The sequence below is a fragment of the Streptomyces sp. NPDC054047 genome, from assembly GCF_055585065.1.
On record NZ_JBVJKV010000001.1, the window covers coordinates 440,803 to 460,500 of the forward strand.

The 19,698-nt window shown below is 71.5% G+C and carries 18 protein-coding genes and 1 riboswitch; of the genes, 9 read left to right on the top strand and 9 right to left on the bottom strand.

What is annotated here, in order from left to right:
- Positions 1-41: 41 nt before the first annotated feature.
- Positions 42-485 carry an SRPBCC family protein gene (locus tag ACZ6ZP_RS02075; RefSeq protein WP_351162484.1) on the bottom strand — a complete coding sequence of 148 codons (444 nt, stop codon included), beginning with the start codon at positions 483-485 and terminating at the stop codon, positions 42-44.
- A 90-nt stretch (positions 486-575) separates the two neighbouring features.
- Entirely contained in the window at positions 576-1,346 is a 771-nt protein-coding gene (locus tag ACZ6ZP_RS02080) for a metallophosphoesterase family protein (RefSeq protein WP_469405232.1), read from the bottom strand.
- 318 nt (positions 1,347-1,664) lie between these two features.
- On the opposite strand from ACZ6ZP_RS02080, the gene ACZ6ZP_RS02085 reads away from it, so the two are divergent.
- Complete coding sequence (locus tag ACZ6ZP_RS02085; protein WP_351162488.1) at positions 1,665-3,461, top strand: AMP-dependent synthetase/ligase; 1,797 nt, start codon at positions 1,665-1,667, stop codon at positions 3,459-3,461.
- 159 nt (positions 3,462-3,620) lie between these two features.
- Here the strand turns inward: ACZ6ZP_RS02085 and ACZ6ZP_RS02090 are convergent, their stop codons facing one another.
- The gene (locus ACZ6ZP_RS02090) at positions 3,621-4,763 is read right to left on the bottom strand and encodes a glycosyltransferase family 4 protein (RefSeq protein ID WP_351159423.1); all 1,143 of its coding nucleotides are present in this window, start codon (positions 4,761-4,763) and stop codon (positions 3,621-3,623) included.
- Positions 4,764-4,877: 114 nt separating this feature from the next.
- Here ACZ6ZP_RS02090 and ACZ6ZP_RS02095 point away from each other — a divergent pair, with 114 nt between their 5' ends.
- A complete protein-coding gene (locus ACZ6ZP_RS02095; protein ID WP_399974680.1) occupies positions 4,878-6,146 on the top strand; it encodes a glycosyltransferase 87 family protein in 1,269 nt (422 codons plus the stop codon).
- On the opposite strand, the gene ACZ6ZP_RS02100 is transcribed toward ACZ6ZP_RS02095, so the two are convergent.
- From ACZ6ZP_RS02100 to ACZ6ZP_RS02120, 5 genes are all read right to left on the bottom strand, one after another.
- Positions 6,103-7,299, bottom strand: a complete 1,197-nt coding sequence (locus ACZ6ZP_RS02100; RefSeq protein ID WP_469405233.1) for a hypothetical protein — start codon at positions 7,297-7,299, stop codon at positions 6,103-6,105. The two genes, ACZ6ZP_RS02095 and ACZ6ZP_RS02100, sit on opposite strands and share 44 nt — an antisense overlap.
- 38 nt (positions 7,300-7,337) lie before the next feature.
- A complete protein-coding gene (locus tag ACZ6ZP_RS02105) occupies positions 7,338-8,366 on the bottom strand; it encodes a C40 family peptidase (protein WP_351159431.1) in 1,029 nt (342 codons plus the stop codon).
- Between the two features lie 312 nt (positions 8,367-8,678).
- Entirely contained in the window at positions 8,679-9,710 is a 1,032-nt protein-coding gene (locus tag ACZ6ZP_RS02110; RefSeq protein WP_351159433.1) for a C40 family peptidase, read from the bottom strand.
- A 316-nt stretch (positions 9,711-10,026) separates the two neighbouring features.
- Positions 10,027-11,376 (bottom strand): NYN domain-containing protein, encoded by a 1,350-nt coding sequence (locus tag ACZ6ZP_RS02115; protein ID WP_351159435.1) that lies wholly within the window; start codon positions 11,374-11,376, stop codon positions 10,027-10,029.
- Between the two features lie 34 nt (positions 11,377-11,410).
- The gene (locus tag ACZ6ZP_RS02120; RefSeq protein WP_351159438.1) at positions 11,411-11,650 is read right to left on the bottom strand and encodes a hypothetical protein; all 240 of its coding nucleotides are present in this window, start codon (positions 11,648-11,650) and stop codon (positions 11,411-11,413) included.
- A 139-nt stretch (positions 11,651-11,789) separates the two neighbouring features.
- Between ACZ6ZP_RS02120 and ACZ6ZP_RS02125 the strand changes: the two genes are divergently transcribed.
- From ACZ6ZP_RS02125 to ACZ6ZP_RS02155, 7 genes are all read left to right on the top strand, one after another.
- A complete protein-coding gene (locus ACZ6ZP_RS02125; protein ID WP_351159441.1) occupies positions 11,790-12,521 on the top strand; it encodes a rhomboid family intramembrane serine protease in 732 nt (243 codons plus the stop codon).
- Positions 12,518-12,799 carry an Lrp/AsnC family transcriptional regulator gene (locus ACZ6ZP_RS02130; protein ID WP_249590376.1) on the top strand — a complete coding sequence of 94 codons (282 nt, stop codon included), beginning with the start codon at positions 12,518-12,520 and terminating at the stop codon, positions 12,797-12,799. The genes ACZ6ZP_RS02125 and ACZ6ZP_RS02130 overlap by 4 nt, the downstream gene beginning before the upstream one ends.
- A 114-nt stretch (positions 12,800-12,913) precedes the next feature.
- Entirely contained in the window at positions 12,914-13,228 is a 315-nt protein-coding gene (locus ACZ6ZP_RS02135; RefSeq protein WP_351159445.1) for a small secreted hydrophilic protein, read from the top strand.
- Positions 13,215-14,660: a sensor histidine kinase gene (locus ACZ6ZP_RS02140; protein ID WP_351159448.1), complete on the top strand. Its 1,446-nt coding sequence runs from the start codon at positions 13,215-13,217 to the stop codon at positions 14,658-14,660. Before ACZ6ZP_RS02135 ends, ACZ6ZP_RS02140 begins: the two co-directional genes overlap by 14 nt.
- Positions 14,657-15,319, top strand: coding sequence for a response regulator transcription factor (locus ACZ6ZP_RS02145; RefSeq protein WP_361470511.1), 663 nt, complete (start codon positions 14,657-14,659; stop codon positions 15,317-15,319). The genes ACZ6ZP_RS02140 and ACZ6ZP_RS02145 overlap by 4 nt, the downstream gene beginning before the upstream one ends.
- Positions 15,320-15,394: 75 nt before the next feature.
- Positions 15,395-16,807 (top strand): SLC13 family permease, encoded by a 1,413-nt coding sequence (locus tag ACZ6ZP_RS02150; protein WP_469405238.1) that lies wholly within the window; start codon positions 15,395-15,397, stop codon positions 16,805-16,807.
- Positions 16,808-16,830: 23 nt separating this feature from the next.
- Positions 16,831-18,036 carry a glycerate kinase family protein gene (locus tag ACZ6ZP_RS02155; protein ID WP_361470515.1) on the top strand — a complete coding sequence of 402 codons (1,206 nt, stop codon included), beginning with the start codon at positions 16,831-16,833 and terminating at the stop codon, positions 18,034-18,036.
- Here ACZ6ZP_RS02155 and ACZ6ZP_RS02160 read toward each other — a convergent pair.
- Positions 17,988-19,361, bottom strand: coding sequence for an aminotransferase class V-fold PLP-dependent enzyme (locus ACZ6ZP_RS02160; protein WP_469405239.1), 1,374 nt, complete (start codon positions 19,359-19,361; stop codon positions 17,988-17,990). The genes ACZ6ZP_RS02155 and ACZ6ZP_RS02160 overlap by 49 nt on opposite strands.
- A 165-nt stretch (positions 19,362-19,526) precedes the next feature.
- A riboswitch (SAM riboswitch) is annotated at positions 19,527-19,643 on the bottom strand.
- Positions 19,644-19,698: the final 55 nt, after the last annotated feature.

Here is a 19,698-nt window from a genome sequence, read left to right on the forward strand (position 1 = left end):
AAGGGTGAACGGTAGCCCGGCCGCCCGAGCACCCCGTGGTGTCAGGCCTTCGGGCCGGACTCCACCCGCTTCTTGAGCCCCGCCAGCGCCCGGTCGATGATGACCTTCTCGGCCTTGCGCTTGATCATCCCGAGCATGGGGATCTTGACGTCGACGGTCAGCTTGTACGTGACCTCCGTGCCGGTCCCCGCGGGCTTCAGGAGGTACGACCCGTCGAGCGAGCGCAACATCTGCGACTTGACGAGGGTCCAGCTGACTTCGTTGCCGCCGGTCCAGGTGTAGCCGAGCGTCTGGTCGTCCTTGATCGCGCCCGCGTCCATGACGAGGCGGACCTGCTTGGCGCGGCCCTGCTCGTCGGTGTCGAGCACCTCGGCCTCCTTCACCTCACCCGTCCAGTCCGGGTAGCGCGCGAAGTCGGCGATCACCGCCATCACCTCGGCCGGTGCCGCCTCGATCGTGATGCTCGAGCTGGTGTGTTCCGCCATCGCTGTGGCTCCTCCAGATGCGGTCCGGTACGGGGCGTGGTGTGTACGTGTGTGACGCGTGAAGGCTACCGCGCACGAAGTGGCCCGCCTTCACCACTCCAGGGCCCACGGCCTGCCCGAGCTCGCGAAGTGGCCCACGTTCACACACTCCGTCGCCCCGATCCTCATCCGCCGGGTCAGCGGTTGGTGGACGTGGCCGAAAAGTGCGTACCGCGGGCGGGTCTTGTGAATGGCCGAGAGCAGTGCACGGCTGCCGCGCTCGAAACGGCGCGCGACGGTGTCGTACACGAGCTCGGGGACGTCCGGCGGGATGTGCGTGCAGAGCACGTCGACCTCGCCGACCGCCTCGATCTTGGCCGCGTACTCCTCGTCGCTGATCTCGTAGGGCGTCCGCATGGGAGTGCGCAGGCCATCGCCGACGAAGCCGAAGATCCGCCCGCCGATCTCGGCCCGGCCGCCGTCCAGGACGGTGGTGCCGGGGCCCGCGTACTCGGACCAGAGGGCCGGTATGTCGACGTTGCCGTAAGTGGCGTACGTAGGTGTGGGGAAGGCGGCGAACATCTCGGCGTACTGCTTGCGCACCGCTTTCTCGATGGCGGACCCGCGGTCTATCCCCGCCCACAGCCGGGCGCCGAAGTCCCTGGCCTCGTCGAACCGGCGGGCGGTGCGCAGCTCGACCAGGCGGTCGGCGTTCTCCTTGCCGAAGAGGTCGGGGAAGATGCCGCGCGCGTGGTCGGCGTAGTCGAGGAAGAGGACCAGGTCACCGAGGCAGACGAGCGCGTCGGCTCCCTCGCCCGCGCGGGCGAGGTCCTTCGTGTTGCCGTGCACGTCACTGACCACATTGACCCGGAAACCTGGCATGCCGATCACCCTAGAACGAGCGGGCAAAGGTGGGTAGAGGCCCCGAGAGGCACCGAGAAGGGGGCGGACCTGCGGTTACTTCCGAGTCGGGAATGGCGTGGCGTACTGTGCGGTTCAGACCACAACGTCGTGTGACGCACCGAACATCTGGCCCGGACCCCCTACCGAACAAGCCATACCCATGGGTAACGTCCGGGCAGTCCAGTAGTGCTCCAGCCTTCTTTCCCCCCATTTCCACGGAGCACCTGCCCGATCTTGGACCGCACCGTCGCATCGCACAACGTCGTGGCGCCGGCGCCCTATGTAGGAGCAGCAGTCTTGCGCGAGTTCAGCCTTCCGGCCCTGTACGAGGTCCCTGCGGACGGCAATCTGACCGACATCGTCCGCAGAAATGCCGCGCAGCACCCGGATGTCGCCGTCATCGGCCGCAAGGTGGACGGCAGCTGGCAGGACGTCGACGCCAAGACCTTCCTCGTCGAGGTGCGAGCCGCCGCGAAGGGGCTCATCGCCTCCGGTGTGCGCCCCGGCGACCGCGTCGCCCTGATGTCCCGCACCCGCTACGAGTGGACGCTCCTGGACTTCGCGATCTGGAGCGCGGGCGCGGTCACCGTGCCGGTGTACGAGACGAGCTCGGCCGAGCAGATCCAGTGGATCCTGGGCGACTCCGGCACCGTGGCGATCATCGTCGAGCTTGACGCGCACAGCGCCGCCGTCGAGTCCGTGCGCGACCGGCTCCCCGACCTGGTCAACGTCTGGCAGATCGACCGCGGTGGCGTCGACGAGCTGAACCGCGCGGGCGCCGACGTCTCGGAGGAGACCGTCGACGAGCGCAGCGCGGTCGCGGGCGCCGACGACCCGGCCACCATCGTCTACACCTCGGGCACGACGGGCCGCCCCAAGGGCTGTGTCCTCACCCACCGCAGCTTCTTCGCGGAGTGCGGCAACGTGGTGGAGCGTCTCAAGCCGCTCTTCCGCACCGGCGAGTGCTCGGTGCTCCTCTTCCTTCCCGTCGCGCACGTCTTCGGCCGCCTGGTCGAGGTCGCCGCGCTGATGGCGCCGATCAAGCTGGGCCACGCGCCCGACGTGAAGAACCTCACGGACGAGCTGGCGTCGTTCCGGCCGACCATGATCCTGGGCGTCCCGCGCGTCTTCGAGAAGGTCTACAACTCGGCGCGCGCCAAGGCGCAGGCCGACGGCAAGGGCAAGATCTTCGACAAGGCCGCGGACACGGCGATCGCGTACAGCCGCGCGCTGGACACCCCTAGCGGCCCCTCGCTCGGCCTGAAGATCAAGTACAAGACGTTCGACAAGCTGGTCTACAGCAAGCTGCGGGCCGTACTCGGCGGGCGCGGCGAGTTCGCGATCTCGGGCGGCGCGCCGCTCGGCGAGCGCCTGGGCCACTTCTTCCGCGGCATCGGCTTCACGGTCCTGGAGGGCTACGGCCTGACGGAGTCGTGCGCGGCCACCGCCTTCAACCCCTGGGACCGCCAGAAGATCGGCACGGTCGGCCAGCCGCTGCCCGGCTCGGTCGTCCGCATCGCCGACGACGGCGAGGTGCTGCTGCACGGCGAGCACCTGTTCACGAAGTACTGGAACAACGAGGGCGCGACCGAAGAGGCGCTCGCCGACGGCTGGTTCCACACCGGTGACATCGGCACGCTCGACGAGGACGGCTACCTCCGGATCACCGGCCGCAAGAAGGAGATCATCGTGACGGCGGGCGGCAAGAACGTCGCTCCCGCGGTGATCGAGGACCGCATCCGCGCGCACGCGCTCGTCGCGGAGTGCATGGTCGTGGGCGACGGCCGGCCCTTCGTGGGCGCGCTGGTCACGGTGGACGACGAGTTCCTCGGCCGCTGGGCCTCGGACCACGGGAAGCCGGCCGGTTCCACGGCGGCGTCGCTGCGGGACGACGCGGATCTCCTCGCGGAGATCCAGAGCGCGGTGGACGACGGGAACGCGGCCGTCTCCAAGGCGGAGTCGGTGCGCAAGTTCCGTGTCCTGTCCTCGCAGTTCACGGAGGAGTCGGGGCACTTGACTCCGTCGTTGAAGCTGAAGAGGAATGTGGTGGCGAAGGACTACGCGGACGAGATCGAGGCGATTTACCGCGGGTAGCGTTGGCGGGGCCGCCCACTCGCCGTGGGGGGCCTCCTTCGTTTGCGACGTGCGGTCGTGGCTGGTTGCTCGCGCAGTTCCCCGCGCCCCTAGACGGGGCGCGGGGAACTGCGCGACCAGCCCATGACGGCAGTTCGTCGCGCGGCAGCCCCGTAGGCGCTAAAGCAGCTCCCGCAGGCGCTCAGCCAGCAAATCCCAGCGCCACTTCTCCTCCACCCACTCCCGGCCCCGCTCCCCCATGCGCCGGCGCAACTCCCCGTCACCGAGCAGGGTGACGATCCGATCCGCCGCCGCCTCCGGCGAGCCGCCCCGGACGACCCACCCCGTCTCACCGTCCAGCACCGCGTCCGGCGCCCCGCCGGAGTCACCGGCGACCACGGGGAGCCCCGTCGCCGAAGCCTCCAGGTACACGATCCCGAGGCCCTCGACATCAAGGCCGCCCCGCCGGGTACGGCAAGGCATCGCGAAGACGTCGCCCGCGCCGTAGTGCGCGGGAAGTTCCTCCCAGGGCACCGCCCCGGTGAACCGCACGGAGTCCGAGACACCCGTCTCGGCGGCCAGCTTCCGCAGCTCCTTCTCGTAGGGGCCGCCCCCGACGATCAGGAGAACCGCTTCGGGCTCCCGCGCCAGAATCCTCGGCATGGCCAGGATCAGCGTGTCCTGCCCCTTGCGCGGCACGAGCCGCGAGACGCACACCACGACCGGGCGGTCCGTCAGGCCGAGACGGGCCCGCACGGCGTCGCCGCCCGAACCGGGGTGGAACGTCTTCTCGTCGACGCCCGGCGGCAGTTGGACCATCCGCCCGGCCGCCGCGGGCGTCACCGCGGCGGCGATGCGCGAGCGCGTGTACTCACCCAGATAGGTGATCGTGTCCGTCGACTCGCCGATCCGGCGCAGCAGTTGGCGTGAGGCGGGCAGCTGCGCCCACCCCGCCTCGTGCCCGTGCGTCGTGGCGACGAGGCGCCGCGCGCCCGCCTTCCGCAGCGCGGGCGCCATGAGCCCCAGCGGCGCCGCGGCCCCGAACCACACCGACTCGCAGTCGTGTTCCCGCAGGAGCGAGACCGCGCGCCGCGTGACGCGCGGGGTCGGGAGCAGCATCGTCGTGGGGTCGCGTACGACCTTGAAGGGCTGCTCGGCGTCGAAGGCGGCCGTCGCGTCGGCGCCCTCGCGCCCCCGCTTCCACGTGGAGGCGTAGACGACGAGCTGTTCGGGGTCCAGGCGCAGCGCCATGTTGTGCAGGAACGCCTGGATGCCACCGGGCCTGGGCGGGAAGTCGTTCGTGACGATCAGGGTCTTGTGCATCGTCGCCGACAGTACCGAAAGCCCGGCAGAGCGTGGAACGGCCTCGCCTCCCGGACGGCCCCGCCTCATGGCCCCTGCACGGCCGCGCCCGGCATCATGGCTCACCGAACCACAATGAAGTATCCGAAAAGGGGCGTGGTGCGCGTGGCGCGGATCCTGACCGTCTGGGTCCTGACCAGGACCGTGCTGCTGCTCTGCGTCCTCAAGGTGCTCACCGCCCCTGGCCCGGACGTGACCAGCGACGTCTCCGTCATCTACCAGGGCTGGTACGAGGTGCTGCGCACCGGCACCTTCCCCCTCGACGACGTCACCTGGCAGTACCCGCCCGCCGCCGCCCTCGCGGTCCTCTCCCCCGCCCTGCTGCCCTTCCTCGGCTACACCACGGCGTTCTTCGTGCTCGCCCTCCTCGCCGACGCGCTCGTCTGCGGACTGCTCCTGTACGCGGGCGGGCGGCCCGGCAAGTCCCCGCGGGGAGCCTGGACGTGGGTCGTGGGCGTGGCGCTGCTCGGGCCCACCGTCTACGCCCGCTACGACGTGATGGTCACGGCCGTCGCGGTCGCCGCGCTGTTCGCCGGGGCGCGGCACCCCCGCCTGATGGGGGCGCTCGCGGGGTTCGGCGCGCTGCTCAAGGTGTGGCCCGCGCTGCTGCTCATCGGCATGCCACGCGCGCGTGCCACCCGCAGTTCGTGGGGCGCGGCGGTCGCCACCGCCCTCGGCCTGACCCTCGCCTTCCTGGTGACGATGCCCGGCGCGCTGGCCTTCCTGACCTTCCAGCGCGACCGCGGCACCGAGGTCGAGTCGCTCGGCGCGCTCGTCTTCCACGTCGCGCGCCACCTCGGCTGGCAGGGCGAGGTGCAGCTCAACTACGGCTCGGTGGAGTTCCTCGGCCCGTACGTCCCGCTGGTCAGCACGGTGGCGCAAGGGCTGTCCGTGGCGGCCTTCTGCTGGCTCCTCGTGTGGCGGCTGCGCGCCCGTGCCTGGTCGGCGAGCACGGTCGCGGACGCGGCCTTCGTGGCCGTGCTGCTGTTCACGGCGACGAGCCGGGTGATCAGCCCGCAGTACCTCCTGTGGCTGGTCGGGGTCGCCGCCGTGTGCATGGCGTTTCGCGCGAGCCGCATGGCGCTGCCCGCGCGCCTGGTGCTCGCGGCCACGTTCGTCACGTTCCTGGAGTTCCCCATCTGGTTCTCGCACGTGGTGGCGAGCGATCCGCTGGGCATCGCCCTGCTCTTCGTACGCAACGGACTGCTCGTCGCGGCGGCGCTGATCGGCTGCCGGAACCTGTGGCGGCAGACGGTGTCCGAACCCCGGGCCCGCGAGCGCGCGTCGGCGTCCGACGAGGTCAGCCGAGCTCCGCGCGCAGATACGTACGCCACCGCGCCGTGAACTCCTCCGGGGTGATGTCCAGGACGTCGCTCAGCGCGTCCTCCACGGCACCGGGCCTCTTCTTGTGCGCGCCGACCGCTTCGTAGAAGCCCGTCAGCTCCGCATCGCCCCACTGCTCCGCGATCATCCGGCAGGCCAGCCACGACCCTTCGTACGCCTGGGCCAGCTTCCCCGCGTCCCCGCTGAAGCCGAAGGCGTCGTCCTCCGGGAGCGCGCCGGGCAGCTGTTCCTGCTGGACGGCGCGGCGCAGTTCGGGGGCGGCCTGGGCGGCGGTGCGGCCCGTGCCGCGGTAGCCCACCCAGTCGGCGAAGCCCTCGGAGAGCCACAAAGGGGTGGCCGGTGAGGTGTGCGCGCGGGTGGCCACGTGGGTCGTCTCGTGGGTGAGGACGACCTGCTTGCCGAAGTCGCCGAGCACGCCGTACGCCTCGGGGTTGAGGATGACCCGGTCGGCGGGCGCCTTCCCGGAGCCGCCCGCCTCCCCCGTCGTCACCGCCGCGATCCCCTGGTACCCGGAAGCGGGCGCACCGAGCAGCCCGGCCATGCCGTCCAGGGACTTGGGCACCAGGACGACGACCCGCTGCGGCCACTTCCCCGGCCAGGCGCCGCTCACCAGGGGCACCGCGCGGTCGGCGAGGTCCGCGTACCCGCGCAGCGTCTCCTCGTCCCGCTCGCCCCGCCCGATGCCCAGCACAAGGCTGTGTGCGCCCCGTACGGACGTGACGGGCCCCTGGTCCCAGAGTTGCTGCGTGGCCTTCTTCGCGGGGCGCTCAGAGGCGACGTGCCACCGTCCGTCGCGCTCCCGCAGCGTGAGCGCGCGCGAGGTGGTGAGCGGCTCGCTGTCGTAGCCCTTGATGCGGTACCGCAGGTCCGCGGTGGCCGTGGCCCGCGAGCCGTCGCGCTCGAACGCCGTCAGGCGGTACTGCCAGGAATCGAGCGGTACCTCGCGGAGGTTGTCGTAGACCTCGGCGGTCTCTGCGCCGCGGCCCGTCGCGCGGTAGGCCTTCGCGTCCCGGTCGAGCACCGCGTCCGCGCGCCGGTCGAGCAGCCTGCGCACGTCCCCGGGCGCGGCATCGGGCGCCGAGGGACCGCCGCACCCGACGAGCAGGGCGACACAGATTCCAAGGACCCACGACCCACGCCCGCGACCAGCCACGTTTCAGATCGTACGGGCAGCGGGCCGCGGGCCGCCGGTCAGATCCGCGTCACCGACGACACCGGCATCATGCCGACCGGGTCGTAGCGCACGGGCGCCCCGGGGTAGGGCGCGTGCACGACCTGGCCGTTGCCCATGTACATCCCGATGTGGCTCGCGTCGTCCCGGTAGGCCACGAGGTCACCGGGCTGTGCCTGGCCCAGCGGCACCTGCTGCCCCGCGTACCGCTGGGCCTGCGAGGTGCGCGGCAGCCCGACGCCCGCCTGCGCGTACGACCACTGCGTGAGGCCCGAACAGTCGAAACCGGAAGGGCCGTTGGCGCCCCACACGTAGGGCTTGCCGACGGCCGAGCGTGCCGCGGCGATGGCGGCGGCGGCCCGCGAGGAGGACGGCGCGGCGCCCCCGAGGTCCGGCATCTCGTCGCGTCCCGAGCGCGATGCCCTGTCGTACGCCTCCCGGTCCTGCGAGGGCAGGGAGTTGAGCAGCTTGCGCGCCTTGGCGAGCTTGTGCTCGACGCTGCGCTTGTGGCGGGCCACGGCGGTGCGGCTCTTCTCCAGCTCGGAGAGCTTGTGCCCGGCCTCGGTGCGCTCCTGGGCGAGGCTGCGCTGGGCCTGCTGAAGATCGGTCAGTTCACCGGCCTGCCGGGCGCTGATGCGGTCGAGCGCCGCCGCCTTGTCGAGATAGCCGTCCGGGTCGGAGGAGAGCACCAGGGCGAGGGAGGGGTCGATGCCGCCCGAGCGGTACTGCGCCCCGGCGAGCGAACCGAGCGCGCCGCGCATGGTGTTGATGCGCTCCTGGCCGCGGGCGACGCTGTCCTTGGCCCGCTCGACCTGCTCGCGCAGTGTGTCCGCGCGCTCGTCGGCCTTGTTGTAGGCCTCGGTGGCCTTCTCCGCCTGCGCGAAGAGGCGGTCCACCTTGGCCTTGGTGGTGGCCGGGGTGTCCTGCGGCGCGGCGCCCGCCGGTGTGGCGGCGAGGGCGGCCGCGGCGGTGGCCGCGGCGGCTGACAGGACGGTGACGCGCGTGCTCCGGTCCAGACCGGACAGCGCGGGACGACGATGGGACCCCACGGGAAGCCGCTCTCCCTCCGCTGACGAACCCCCGGACGTTGGACGAACCGGGGGAAGTCCCCCCGATCCGTCGGGGGAATGCGCGCGACAGTAGCCGTGGGATCACGTCACGGCCAAAGACCTGGCCGTGTACACAACGTGACACCCCGCCGGAGACGCAGGTCACCGACGGGGCGCGGGGTCAGCTGGAGTTGCCGGAATTCGCCCGTTTGGGCGGTACGCCGGTCGTTTCAGATGCGGACACCCGAGGGTGAACCGCAGCCGACGAACCTCAGATGCGGACACCCGAGGGTGAACCGCAGCCGATGAACCTCAGATGCGGACGCCGAACTGGAAGGAGCCGATGGTCGACATCGACTCGTAGCGCACCACGGCACCCGGCTTCGGGGCGTGCAGCACCTGGCCGTTGCCGGCGTAGAGCCCGACGTGCGCGAGGCTGTTGAAGAACACCAGGTCGCCGGGCTTCAGCTCGCCGCGGCCGATCTTCGGGCCGTCGTTCTGCTGGGTGTAGGTGGTCCGGGTGATCTGGACACCGGCCTGGTTGTACGCCCACTGCGTGAGGCCGGAGCAGTCGTAGGAGTTGGGGCCGCTGCCGCCGGAGACGTAGGGCTTGCCGATCTGCGTCGCGGCGGCGCTCAGGGCGGCCTGGCCGCGCTGCGATGCCGGGGCCTCCTTGCCGAGGTCCACGCGGTCGCCGGCGTCGCGGCTCGCGCGGGTCTCCTTGGCGGCGAGGTCCGCCTTCTCCTTGGCGGTGAGGGTGTTGAGCAGCTTCTGGGCGGCGCCGAGCTTGCTCTGGACTTCCTTCTTCTTCTTGCCCAGTTCCTTGCGCGTGTCGGCGAGGTCCTTGAGCTTGTCGGACGCCTCCTTGCGCTCCTGCGCGAGGGTCCGCTGCTTCTCCTGGACCTTCTTGAGCGCCTCGACCTGCTGACCGCTCAACTGGTCCATGGTGGACGCCTTGTCGAGGTAGTCGTCCGGGTCGGCCGACAGGAAGAGCTGGACGGAGGGGTCGAGGCCGCCGGAGCGGTACTGCGCGCTGGCCATCGAACCGAGGCCGCCGCGCAGGTCGTTGAGGTCCTCCTGGCCGCGCGCGACCTTGTCCTGAAGCTCGCCGATCTCCTTCTCGAGCTTCTCCTGCTTCTCCTTGGCGCCGTTGTACCGGTCGGTGGCCCGGCCCGCGTCCTCGTAGAGCTTGTCGACCTTGGACTTGACCTCGTCCTTGCTCGGCTTCTCGCTCGGCGTCGCGTTGGCCGCCTGGGAGGTGAGTGCGACGGCAGCGGCGGCGGTCGCGGTGAGCACGGTCACGCGCGCGCGGCTCGGCTGCTTGGGTCGACGGTGGGACGCCACGAAGGCGGCTCCTTCTTCCTCCAGCCGCCTACCGAGACACGGTCGGCGGGTACCACCGCTGCCACCCCGGATGGGTGATCAACCGAGCGGAGGTTCGAGGCGAGACCCTAGTGACCTTCTTGTGATCAGTTCAAATCCTGAAGGACAAAAAGTGGGGTGCGGGGCGCATATTTTACCGACGACACACAGGCGGTGATGATGAACTGACGCTACGTCGCGCAGCCGAGGCCTCAATTCGGGCATAGGGCACAGGAGTTACTTGCATGCCCTTAGGTGCGTGAAACCGGCGTGCGCCGGAGTGCGGGAACGGCGCGCGTCAGCCGCGCGAGAGCCGCTTCAGGAGGACGACCGAAGCGACAGGGCGCGCCCCCGCCTTCGCGATCCCGTCGGCCACCTCGCGGTCGGTCGACACGACGACCACGGGGCGCCCGGGAGGCTCGGCGCGCACCAGCTGGCGGATCAGTTCGTCCGCCGTGACGCCCGGTTTGGAGAACAGCACCCGCACCCCGCGCGGCGGCGCGAGCAGCACGGGCGCGGCGAGTTCGGCCCCGTCGAAGACACAGGTCATCTCGGCACCGGTCTGCGCGGCGAGCTGCGAGAGCGAGCCGAGCAGCCGCAGCCGCTGCTTCTCCAGGGGCATGGTCGGATAGCCGGTCTTGGTGACGTTGTAGCCGTCCACGACCATGTGCGCCTGCGGCAGCGCGAGCAGCTGGTCGAGGATCGCCGGGTCGTTCTCGGAGAGCGCGCGGGCGGCGATGTCCTTCGGGGTCATGCGCCCCGGCTCGACGGCGTCCACGGTCTCGGCGGGCCGCACGGAGACGGGCGGCAGGGCCAGTTCGCGGCGCAGCCCCTGGGCGGACTCCAGGACCGTGTCGAGCAGCAGCCGCACCCGCATGTCCTCGACGCTGCGGCCCTCGCGCGCGGCCCTGCGGCTGGCCTCCAGGGCCGCCTCGGTCTCGCTGAGCCGCGCCTTGAGCCGCCGTGACTCGCTCTCGGCGGCGGACAGCTGCGCCTGGCCCTCGGCCCGTGCGGCGTCGGACTCGGCGGCGGCTTTGCGCAGGGCCGCCTCGCCGCGCTTGACGTCGCTGAGGGCGCCGCGCAGCTTGCGATGCATCGATTCGGCTTCCTTCTTCGCCGACTCGAGTTCCGTGCGCAGCCGTTCGGTCTCGGCCTTCGTCTGGCCGCGGGCCGCCGAGAGTTCCTCGCGCAGCCGTTCGAGCTCGGCCCGCGTCTCGTCGTCGACGCGCTCGGCGTCCGCCCGCAGGGCCTCCTCGCCCGCGGCGGTCACCAGCTTCACCCAGCCGGTGGGACGCAGCACATAGGCCGCGGCCGCCACATCGAGGGGGTCCGCGGCCGGGGGTGGTGAGCCCGCGTCCAGGGCGCCGGTGAGTTCGGGCTGCGCCTCTCTGAGGCGTTCGCCGATGCGCTGCCTGAAGAGCGGATCGCCCTCCAGGGCGGTCGCCATCGCGTTGCCCGCGAACTTCGTGCGCCGGGTCGGCGTGAAGCGGGCGTACTGCCGCAGTTGTGCGGGCAGTTCGCTGACCGTGAGCCCGCCGAAGCCGTCCGAGACGATCTGGACGACCCGCCGGCGCACTCCGTCGGGCAGCGGACGGTCGAGCACCTCAGCGGTGCCGTCGTCCGGCTCCCCGCTTGCGCTCTCCACCATCCGTCACCCCACTAGCTGTGCGGGGCCCGCTCCCTCAGGAGCCGGCGCCCGGCCTGTCCACGAGTTCCACCTGGTCCACCGCGTTGCACCAACGGCAGCGCACCGACTCGATGGTCTCACTGACCACCTCGCGTTCCTCGACGTTCGACTCACCGGCCAGGTCGAGGTGCACATATTCGACGACCTTGGACGAGCGGGTCACGTCGAAACGCGTCAGGTTGCCGCACAGCGCGCAGCGCCACCGGGTGGTGTCGGTCGGCAGGGGAACCGTCATCGTGGCTGTTTCGCTTTCCCTCGGAATTCCATGGTGCGTGGTGCCCGTAACCCTAAGGCCTGTAAGGGTCTCCATGCGGCGGCCTCCCACGCGGCGGGGCGCTCTGTACGGTTTGCTGCCCTTACGTCATGCTCTGTTCATGATCAAGACGTGGGGTACGACGGCGAACCGGATGATCAGGGGTCAGTCGGCCCCGGTGACCTACGGCCTGATCGCCGCCTGCTGTCTGGTCTTCGTGATCTCGCCGGTGTCCGGGTTCAACCCCACGTACGGCACGGGCGACGAGCTGCTCGCCGCCCAGCAGGCCTACTTCGAGCGCTGGGGCGTGGTCCCGACGGAGCTGTTCAGCGGGGCGCTGCGGCCCCTGCTCGCCCCGGCCACGGCGCTCTTCGTGCACGGCAGCTGGCTGCACCTCCTGGGCAACATGCTCTTCCTGTACGTCTTCGGGGCGATGGCCGAGGAGCGGATGGGGCACCTCCAGTTCGCGCTCTTCTACCTCGGCTGCGGCTATCTCGCCCTGTTCGCCTACGCGGTCGCGCACGCGGGCTCCGACCAGACCCTGGTGGGCGCGTCGGGGGCGATCTCCGCGGTGCTCGGCGCCTTCCTCCGTCTCTTCCCGAAGGCGCGGGTCACCAGTCTCTTCCCGTTCCTCTTCTTCCTGCCGCTGCGATTCCCGGCGTGGGTGGTGCTGCCGTTCTGGGTGACGCTGCAGTGGCTTGCGGCCTGGCAGGGCGGGCAGGGGCCGGGAGTGGCGTATCTGGCCCACCTGGTGGGCTTCTCCCTGGGCTTTCTGTACGCATGGGGGCGCTACAGGAGGACGGCTAGAGTGAAGAAACCAGCACCGGTTACCGAGGGAGACAGTCAGCCGTGATCACCGCGATCGTGCTCATCAAGACCAGCGTGGACCGGATCCCGGAGATCGCCGAGTCGATCGCCGCACTCGACTGCGTCAGCGAGGTCTTCTCCGTGACCGGCACGTACGACCTGATCGCCATGGTGCGCGTGGGGCGCCACGACGACCTGGCCGACGTCATCCCCGGCAAGATCAGCAAGATCCCGGGCGTGGAGGCGACGGACACGCACGTCGCGTTCCGCACGTACTCGCAGCACGACCTGGAGGCGGCGTTCGCGATCGGCCTCGACTCCTAGGCCCCTGCGCGTGCGGAGACACGGGGAAGCGTGGGAAGCGCAGGGATGCCGGATGAGCGTTTCTTCATCTGCGGCTCATGCTGCTGACGCCCTGCGCCCCGCACGCTCACCGTCATGGTCTTCTCCCACCGCATGGCCGCCCTGGCCGCCGTCGTGGCGATCCCCCTCGGCATCGCCGCGACCAGCTACGCCCTGACCGACGACCCCGAGCCCCCCAAGGTGCCGCCCAAGGTGGAGCTGGACAGCGGCTCGCCCTCCGCCAAGCCCTCCTCGCCCCGGCCGACGCCGAGCGACGAGACGGTGTCGCCCCCTCCGGTCAGCGAGAACCCCTCCGGTGATGACAACGACGACGACCGGAACGAAGAGAGCGGCACAGGCGGCGCCGGGGGCGACGACAACGACGACGACGGCCCCGGTGACGACGGCTGAGTCAGCGCGCCGCTGGGTCTCCGCCCGCGTCCGCATCCTGCTCTGGCTGCTCTTCGTGATGGCCGTCGCGCTCACCGCGGTGGTGGCCACCACCCGCTCGGTGCTGCTGCGCGACGTGGACCACCGCATCGACCGGCTCCTGGCGCAGGAGACCGGCGAGTTCACCAACCTCGTACGCGAAGGGGTCGATCCGCGCACGGGCGAGAAGTTCACCGACCCCGATCCGCTGCTCCGCCTCTTCCTGGAGCGGCAGTACGCCGACCCCGACGAGGAACTCCTCGGCCTCGTCGAACGCCCCGGCAGGGCCCCCGCCAAGAAGGAGCAGTCCCGCGAGCAGCGCATCGACCACCCGCTGGCCAAGGACGCCGCCGCGCTGACCGCCGTCTTCGACTCCCCCGACGCCACCGGCACCCTGCACCGCGCCCAGGGCGAGGTCCGCTGGGCGAAGGTGGAGATCGACTCGGGCGCGGGCCGGCCCCCGGCGGCGTTCGTCGTCGCCTTCCACCCGGCGGGCGAACAGGCCAAGGCGGGCGACGTGTTCACGATGCTCGTCGCCATCTCCGGGGTCGCGCTCCTGATGACGACCGGTATCGGCTGGGCGGTCGCGGGCCGCATCCTCAAGCCCGTACGCCTGGTGCGCACGACCGCCGCGCAGCTCACCGAACAGGACCTGACCCAGCGCATCCCGGTGCAGGGAAGGGACGACATCGCGGCGCTCGCCGAGACGTTCAACGGCATGCTCGACCGTCTGGAGCGCGCGTTCGCCGCGCAGCGCGAGTTCGTCGACGACGCCGGGCACGAGCTGCGCACGCCCATCACCATCGTGCGCGGCCATCTGGAGCTGATGGGCGACGACCCGGGCGAACGCGAGGAGACGGTCCGGATCGTGATGGAGGAGCTCGACCGGATGAGCCGCATCGTCGAGGACCTCCTCCTGCTGGCCAAGGCCGAGCGCCCCGACTTCGTCACCCCGGAGCCGGTGCAGCTCGCCGAGCTGACCGCGGACGTCTTCGTCAAGGCGCGGGCGCTGGGCGACCGCGACTGGAAGTTGGCCGAAGTGGCCGACGGCGAGAGCGCCCTCGACCCGCAGCGCATCACCCAGGCGATGGTGCAGCTCGCCCAGAACGCCGTCCAGCACACCGTCCCCGGCCAGCGCATCGGCATCGGCTCGCGCAGTGCGGCGGGGCGGATCGAGTTGTACGTCGCCGACAGCGGGCCCGGCGTCCAGGAGCGGGACGCCGCGGTGATCTTCGAGCGGTTCCGGCGCGGCACCGCACGCCGCGGCGCACGCGCCACGGGCGCCGGACTCGGTCTTGCCATCGTGCGCGCCATCGCCGAAGGGCACGGCGGGCAGGTCGAACTGCGGCCCACGGAAGGCGGCGGCGCCACCTTCGTACTCGTCTTGCGAGAACAGGAACCAGGACTGCCATGAACCGGATTCTCATCGTCGAGGACGAGGAGCGCATCGCCTCCTTCGTCGAGAAGGGCCTGCGCGCCAACGGCTTCACCACCAGCGTCGTCGGCGACGGCGACGCTGCCTACGACTACGCCCTGACCGGCGGCTTCGACCTGGTCGTCCTGGACATCGGCCTGCCCGGCAAGGACGGCTTCACGGTCCTGCGGCAGCTGCGCGAGGCCCGCGTGTCCACCCCGGTCATCGTGCTGACCGCACGCGACTCGGTCCGGGACACGGTGGCGGGCCTGGAGGGCGGCGCCGACGACTGGATGACCAAGCCGTTCCGCTTCGAGGAGCTGCTGGCACGGGTGCGCCTGCGGCTGCGTACGGCGGCGGGGGCACCGGAGGTGACGGTCCTTCGCGGCGGAGACCTGACGCTGGACCTGCGCACGCGCAGGGCGCGTTCGGGCGAGCGCACGGTCGATCTGACGGCACGTGAGTTCGTGCTGCTCGAGCTCTTCCTGCGCCATCCGGGCCAGGTGCTCTCGCGGGAGCAGATCCTGTCGCACGTGTGGGGCTACGACTTCGACCCCGGGTCCAACATCGTGGACGTGTACGTACGGGCGCTGCGCAAGAAGCTGGGCGCGGAGCGGGTTCAGACGGTGCGCGGGATGGGATACCGGCTGCCCGGGTGACGTCGGGGCCCGCGGGTGAACTTTCCTTCATCCGCGGCTCATTGAGGGCTCACGGCCGGGCCCGAGGCTCAGTGCGTGACCCTGAATCCCCGCCAAGCCATCACCCTGTGCGTCGCGCTGAGCCTGTGCGCGCTGCTCGTGGTGCCCGGCAACTTCCCCGGCCTGAGCGGCGACGCACGGATCACCCTCGCGGTGTTCGCCCTGGCGACCTGTGCGTGGATCGGTACGCCGATCGACGACACGTACATCGCGCTCGGCGCCGGGCTCGCGCTCACCGCGACCGGGGTGATCAGCAGCGACACGCTCTTCGGCACCCTCGGTGACGAGACGGTCTGGCTGCTGATCTGCGCCTTCGTGCTCGCTGCGGCAGTGGCCCGCAGCGGTCTCGCGGGCCGGGCCGCCGCCTTCCTCGTCAGCGGGGCGCGCAGCGTGCGGCAGTTGACGCACCTGACGACGGCCGCCCTGGTCGTGACGGCCTTCGCGGTGCCCGCCACGTCGGGCCGCGCCGCACTCGCGCTGCCCGTCTTCCTCGCCCTCGCCAAGGTCCTGGCCGACCGCAGGCGCCTGGTCGTGATGCTCGCGCTGCTGTTCCCCACCGTGATCCTGCTCTCCGCGGTCGCGACCCTGATCGGCGCGGGCGCGCACCTGATCACCGTCTCCGTGCTGTGGGAGGCCACCGGGGAGCAGATCGGCTTCACGCAGTGGATGCTGCTCGGCCTGCCGCTCGCCATCGCCTCGTCCCATCTGGCGGCGGAGGCCGTCCTGTTGACGACGACACGCAAGGCGGACCGCCAGGGCCCCGTCCACATCACCGTCGAGCAGCTTCAGGAGCACAGCGAGCAGCCGGTCACCGGGGCCTGGGAGGCCGGCGAGACCCGCTGCGCCCTCCTGCTCGCCACGGTCGTCGCGCTCTGGTGCAGCGAGCCGCTGCACCAAGTGCCGCCCGCCGTCGTCGCGTTGATCGGCGCGGTCGTCGCCTCGTCCCCCGCCCTGGGCACCGTACGCCTGAAGGACGCGCTCAAGACGGTGCCCTGGGCGCTGCTGCTCTTCATGGCGGCGACCATGGCGATGGGGGTCGCGCTCGCCGAGTCGGGGGCGGCGAAGTGGCTGGTGGGCGGGGTGCCCCTCGATGTGCCGCCCTGGCTCTTCCTGACCGTCGTCGTCGCGGTCAGCACGGCCGCACACCTGATGCTCCAGTCCCGCTCGGCCCGCTCGTCCGTCCTGGCCCCGCTGGTCGTCGCGGCGGCCGTCGGAGCGGGCGTCAACCCGGTCGCGGCCGCCCTCGCCTCGACGGCGGCGGCCGGCTTCTGCCACACCCTGCCCGCGTCCGCGAAGCCCGTCACACTCTTCGCCGACATCCCGGACACCCCCACCTACACCCCGCGCGACCTGCTGCGCCTCTCCGCGGTCCTGGCACCGCTGACCGCCGCGCTCGTCCTGCTCTTCGCCGTCGCGCTCTGGCCGCTGCTCGGCGTACCCGTCCGCTGATCCCCGCCCGCACTGGAGACCCCATGCTGACCCGTTTCGCCATCGCCCCCAGCGGCTTCAAGGAGTCCCTGTCCGCGCAGTCCGCGGCCGAGGCCATCGCCGAAGGAGTACGCCGTGTCGTCCCGCACGCACAGACCGATCTGATCCCCCTGGTGGACGGCGGCGAGGGCACCGCGCGCGCCCTGGCCACCACCGGCGGCGGCCGCCTGGTCGCACTGCCCGCCACCGGCCCCGTCGGCCAGCGCGTCGGCACCCACTTCGCGCTGCTTCCGTCCGGCGTCGCCGTGGTGGAGATGGCCGCGGTCGCCGGGCTCTCGCTGGTCCCGCGCGATCTGCGCGACCCCGGCGCCACGACGACGTACGGCGTGGGCGAGCTGATCCGTGCCGCGCTCGACACGGGCGCCCGCCGCATCCTCGTGGGCTGCGGCGACTCCGGCACATCGGACGGGGGCGCCGGGGCGCTCCAGGCCCTCGGTGCCCGGCTCCTGGACGCGGACGGCTGGGAACTGCCTCACGGCGGACGGGAGTTGACCCGTCTCAGCCGCATCGACCCCTCGGGCCTCGACCCGCGCCTGAAGGACACCGAGATCCGCGTCGCCTGCAACCCCTTCAACGTCCTGACCGGCGAGCGCGGCGTCGCCCGTGTCTTCGGCCCCCAGAAGGGCGCGACGCCCACCCAGGTCGAACAGCTCGCGGCGGCCCTCGAGCACTGGGCGCACGTCCTGAGGCGCGACCTGCACGTCACGGCGGATCTCTCCCTGGGCCCCGGAACAGGCGCGTCCGGCGGCCTCGGCGCCGGTCTCGCCGCCCTCGGTGCCCAGCTGCTCCCCCGCTTCGACGTGCTGCTCGACCACCTGGACCTGGACGCGCGCCTGGCCCGCGCCGATCTCGTCGTCACCGCCGAGGGCGCCCTCGACCACCAGACGCCGCGCGGCAAGATCCCGGCCGAAGTGGCCAGGCGCGCCAAGCGGTTCGGCCGTCCGGTCCTGGTCCTGGCGGGCACGATCGGCCAGGGCGCGCACCACGTCCGGGCGGTGGGCGTGGACGCCTACAGCGCGATCCTGCCCGCGCCGGTCTCGCTCACCGAGGCGCTCGGGCGTGGCGGTGAGTTCCTCACCGACGCGACCGAGCGGGCCCTGCGGATGATCCAGATCGGCACCCGGCTGCCGGTCTCAAAGGCTCAGGCGGTGGTGGTGTCCGGAACGCAACGCCCGTCCTCCGTGCGGTAGTTCCAGCGCGCGCCGTCCGCCACCAGCTCCTTGACGGCGCGCACGAAGCGCTCCACGTGCTCGTCCGGGGTGCCCGCGCCGAAGCTCACGCGGATCGCGTTCAGCGACTTCTCGCCGGGCGCGGCCTCGGGGGCACCGCACTCGCCCTGGGTCTGCGGGTCGCTGCCGAGCAGGGTGCGCACCAGCGGGTGGGCGCAGAAGAGACCGTCGCGTACGCCGATGCCGTACTCGGCGGAGAGCGCGGCGGCGAAGTGCGAGCTGTTCCAGCCCTCGACGACGAAGGAGATGACGCCGACGCGCGGCGCGTCGTCGCCGAAGAGCGAGAGCACCTTCACGGCGGGTACATCGGCGAGGCCCTCGCGGACCTTGGCGATGAGGTGGCGCTCACGGGCGACGAGCTCGTCGAAGCCCGCCTCGGTCAGCGCCTTGCAGGCGGAGGCGATCGAGTACACGCCGATGACGTTCGGCGAACCGGCCTCGTGCCGCGCCGCGGTGTCGTGCCACTCGACGTCCACGCCGCCGTCCGTACGCCGCGCGACCTTGCGCGACGCGCCGCCGCCCGCGAGGTAGGGCTCGGCGTCCCGCAGCCAGTCGGAGCGGCCCGCGAGGACGCCCGAGCCGAAGGGCGCGTACAGCTTGTGGCCGGAGAAGGCGACCCAGTCGACGTCCAACTCGCTGATGGAGACCGGGTGGTGGGGCGCGAGCTGCGCGGCGTCCAGGACGATGCGGGCGCCGTGCGCGTGGGCGGCGGCGGCGAGTTCCTTGACCGGCCACAGCTCACCGGTGACGTTCGAGGCACCGGTCACGCAGACCAGGGCGGGGCCGTAGGGGTCGCGGTCGGCGAGGGCGCGCTCCAGGGTGGCGACGGCCTGGTCGGCGGTGCGCGGGGCGTTCAGGTACGTCACGCGGGCGTCGCGCCAGGGCAGGAGCGAGGCGTGGTGCTCGGTCTCGAAGACGAAGACCTGGCAGTCGGCGGGCAGCGCGGCGGCGAGCAGGTTGAGCGAGTCGGTGGTCGAACGGGTGAAGACGACCTGGTCGTCCTCGCGGCAGCCGAGGAACTCGGCGACCGTGACGCGGCTGTTCTCGAACAGGTCGGTGGAGAGCTGCGAGAGGTACCCGGCGCCGCGGTGCACGCTGCCGTAGTACGGCGCGTACGCGGCCACGTCGTCCCACACCCGCTGCAGCGCGGGGGCGCTCGCCGCGTAGTCGAGCGCCGCGTAGGTCACCTCGCCGCCGGTCACGAGCGGCACGGTGACGTCACGGCCGAGGACGGGCAGCGGGGCGGCACAGAGGGTCTGGTCGGCGGCAGCGATGGAGACAGACATGGCGAACTCCCGTGGGAAGGCAGGCGAGTTCACTGCAAGGGCGCTCGTACGGCGCTGCAGTGACGAAGAGAAAAAGGGGGTGCGGAAGAGGGGCCGGGAAGCCCTATCGCATTCGCTTGCTCACGAGACTGCTCCCTTGAGGACCAGGACCCCAGGGTTCGCAGGGGTCCGCGCTTGCCACGGACCTTGCTGTCCACGGCCTGGTCTTCACCCGGGGCACCCCGCCACGGACGGAGGGTTGCCGGACAGCGAGCCGGGGCCTAATCGCTGTCACTCATGACCTGCGCAGCATCTTGCCACACGATCTTCCCGGTGCACACCGCAGTCCGGCATCCGG

Excerpts from the sequence above, each read along its gene's own strand:
- ACZ6ZP_RS02155 (WP_361470515.1), top strand. The coding sequence starts at position 16,831 with ATGCTGACCCGTTTCGCCATCGCCCCCAGCGGCTTCAAGGAGTCCCTG.
- ACZ6ZP_RS02080 (WP_469405232.1), bottom strand. The coding sequence starts at position 1,346 with ATGCCAGGTTTCCGGGTCAATGTGGTCAGTGACGTGCACGGCAACACG.
- ACZ6ZP_RS02090 (WP_351159423.1), bottom strand. The coding sequence starts at position 4,763 with ATGCACAAGACCCTGATCGTCACGAACGACTTCCCGCCCAGGCCCGGT.
- ACZ6ZP_RS02095 (WP_399974680.1), top strand. The coding sequence starts at position 4,878 with ATGAAGTATCCGAAAAGGGGCGTGGTGCGCGTGGCGCGGATCCTGACC.
- ACZ6ZP_RS02125 (WP_351159441.1), top strand. The coding sequence starts at position 11,790 with ATGATCAAGACGTGGGGTACGACGGCGAACCGGATGATCAGGGGTCAG.
- ACZ6ZP_RS02120 (WP_351159438.1), bottom strand. The coding sequence starts at position 11,650 with ATGACGGTTCCCCTGCCGACCGACACCACCCGGTGGCGCTGCGCGCTG.
- ACZ6ZP_RS02145 (WP_361470511.1), top strand. The coding sequence starts at position 14,657 with ATGAACCGGATTCTCATCGTCGAGGACGAGGAGCGCATCGCCTCCTTC.
- ACZ6ZP_RS02115 (WP_351159435.1), bottom strand. The coding sequence starts at position 11,376 with ATGGTGGAGAGCGCAAGCGGGGAGCCGGACGACGGCACCGCTGAGGTG.
- ACZ6ZP_RS02160 (WP_469405239.1), bottom strand. The coding sequence starts at position 19,361 with ATGTCTGTCTCCATCGCTGCCGCCGACCAGACCCTCTGTGCCGCCCCG.
- ACZ6ZP_RS02135 (WP_351159445.1), top strand. The coding sequence starts at position 12,914 with ATGGTCTTCTCCCACCGCATGGCCGCCCTGGCCGCCGTCGTGGCGATC.
- ACZ6ZP_RS02075 (WP_351162484.1), bottom strand. The coding sequence starts at position 485 with ATGGCGGAACACACCAGCTCGAGCATCACGATCGAGGCGGCACCGGCC.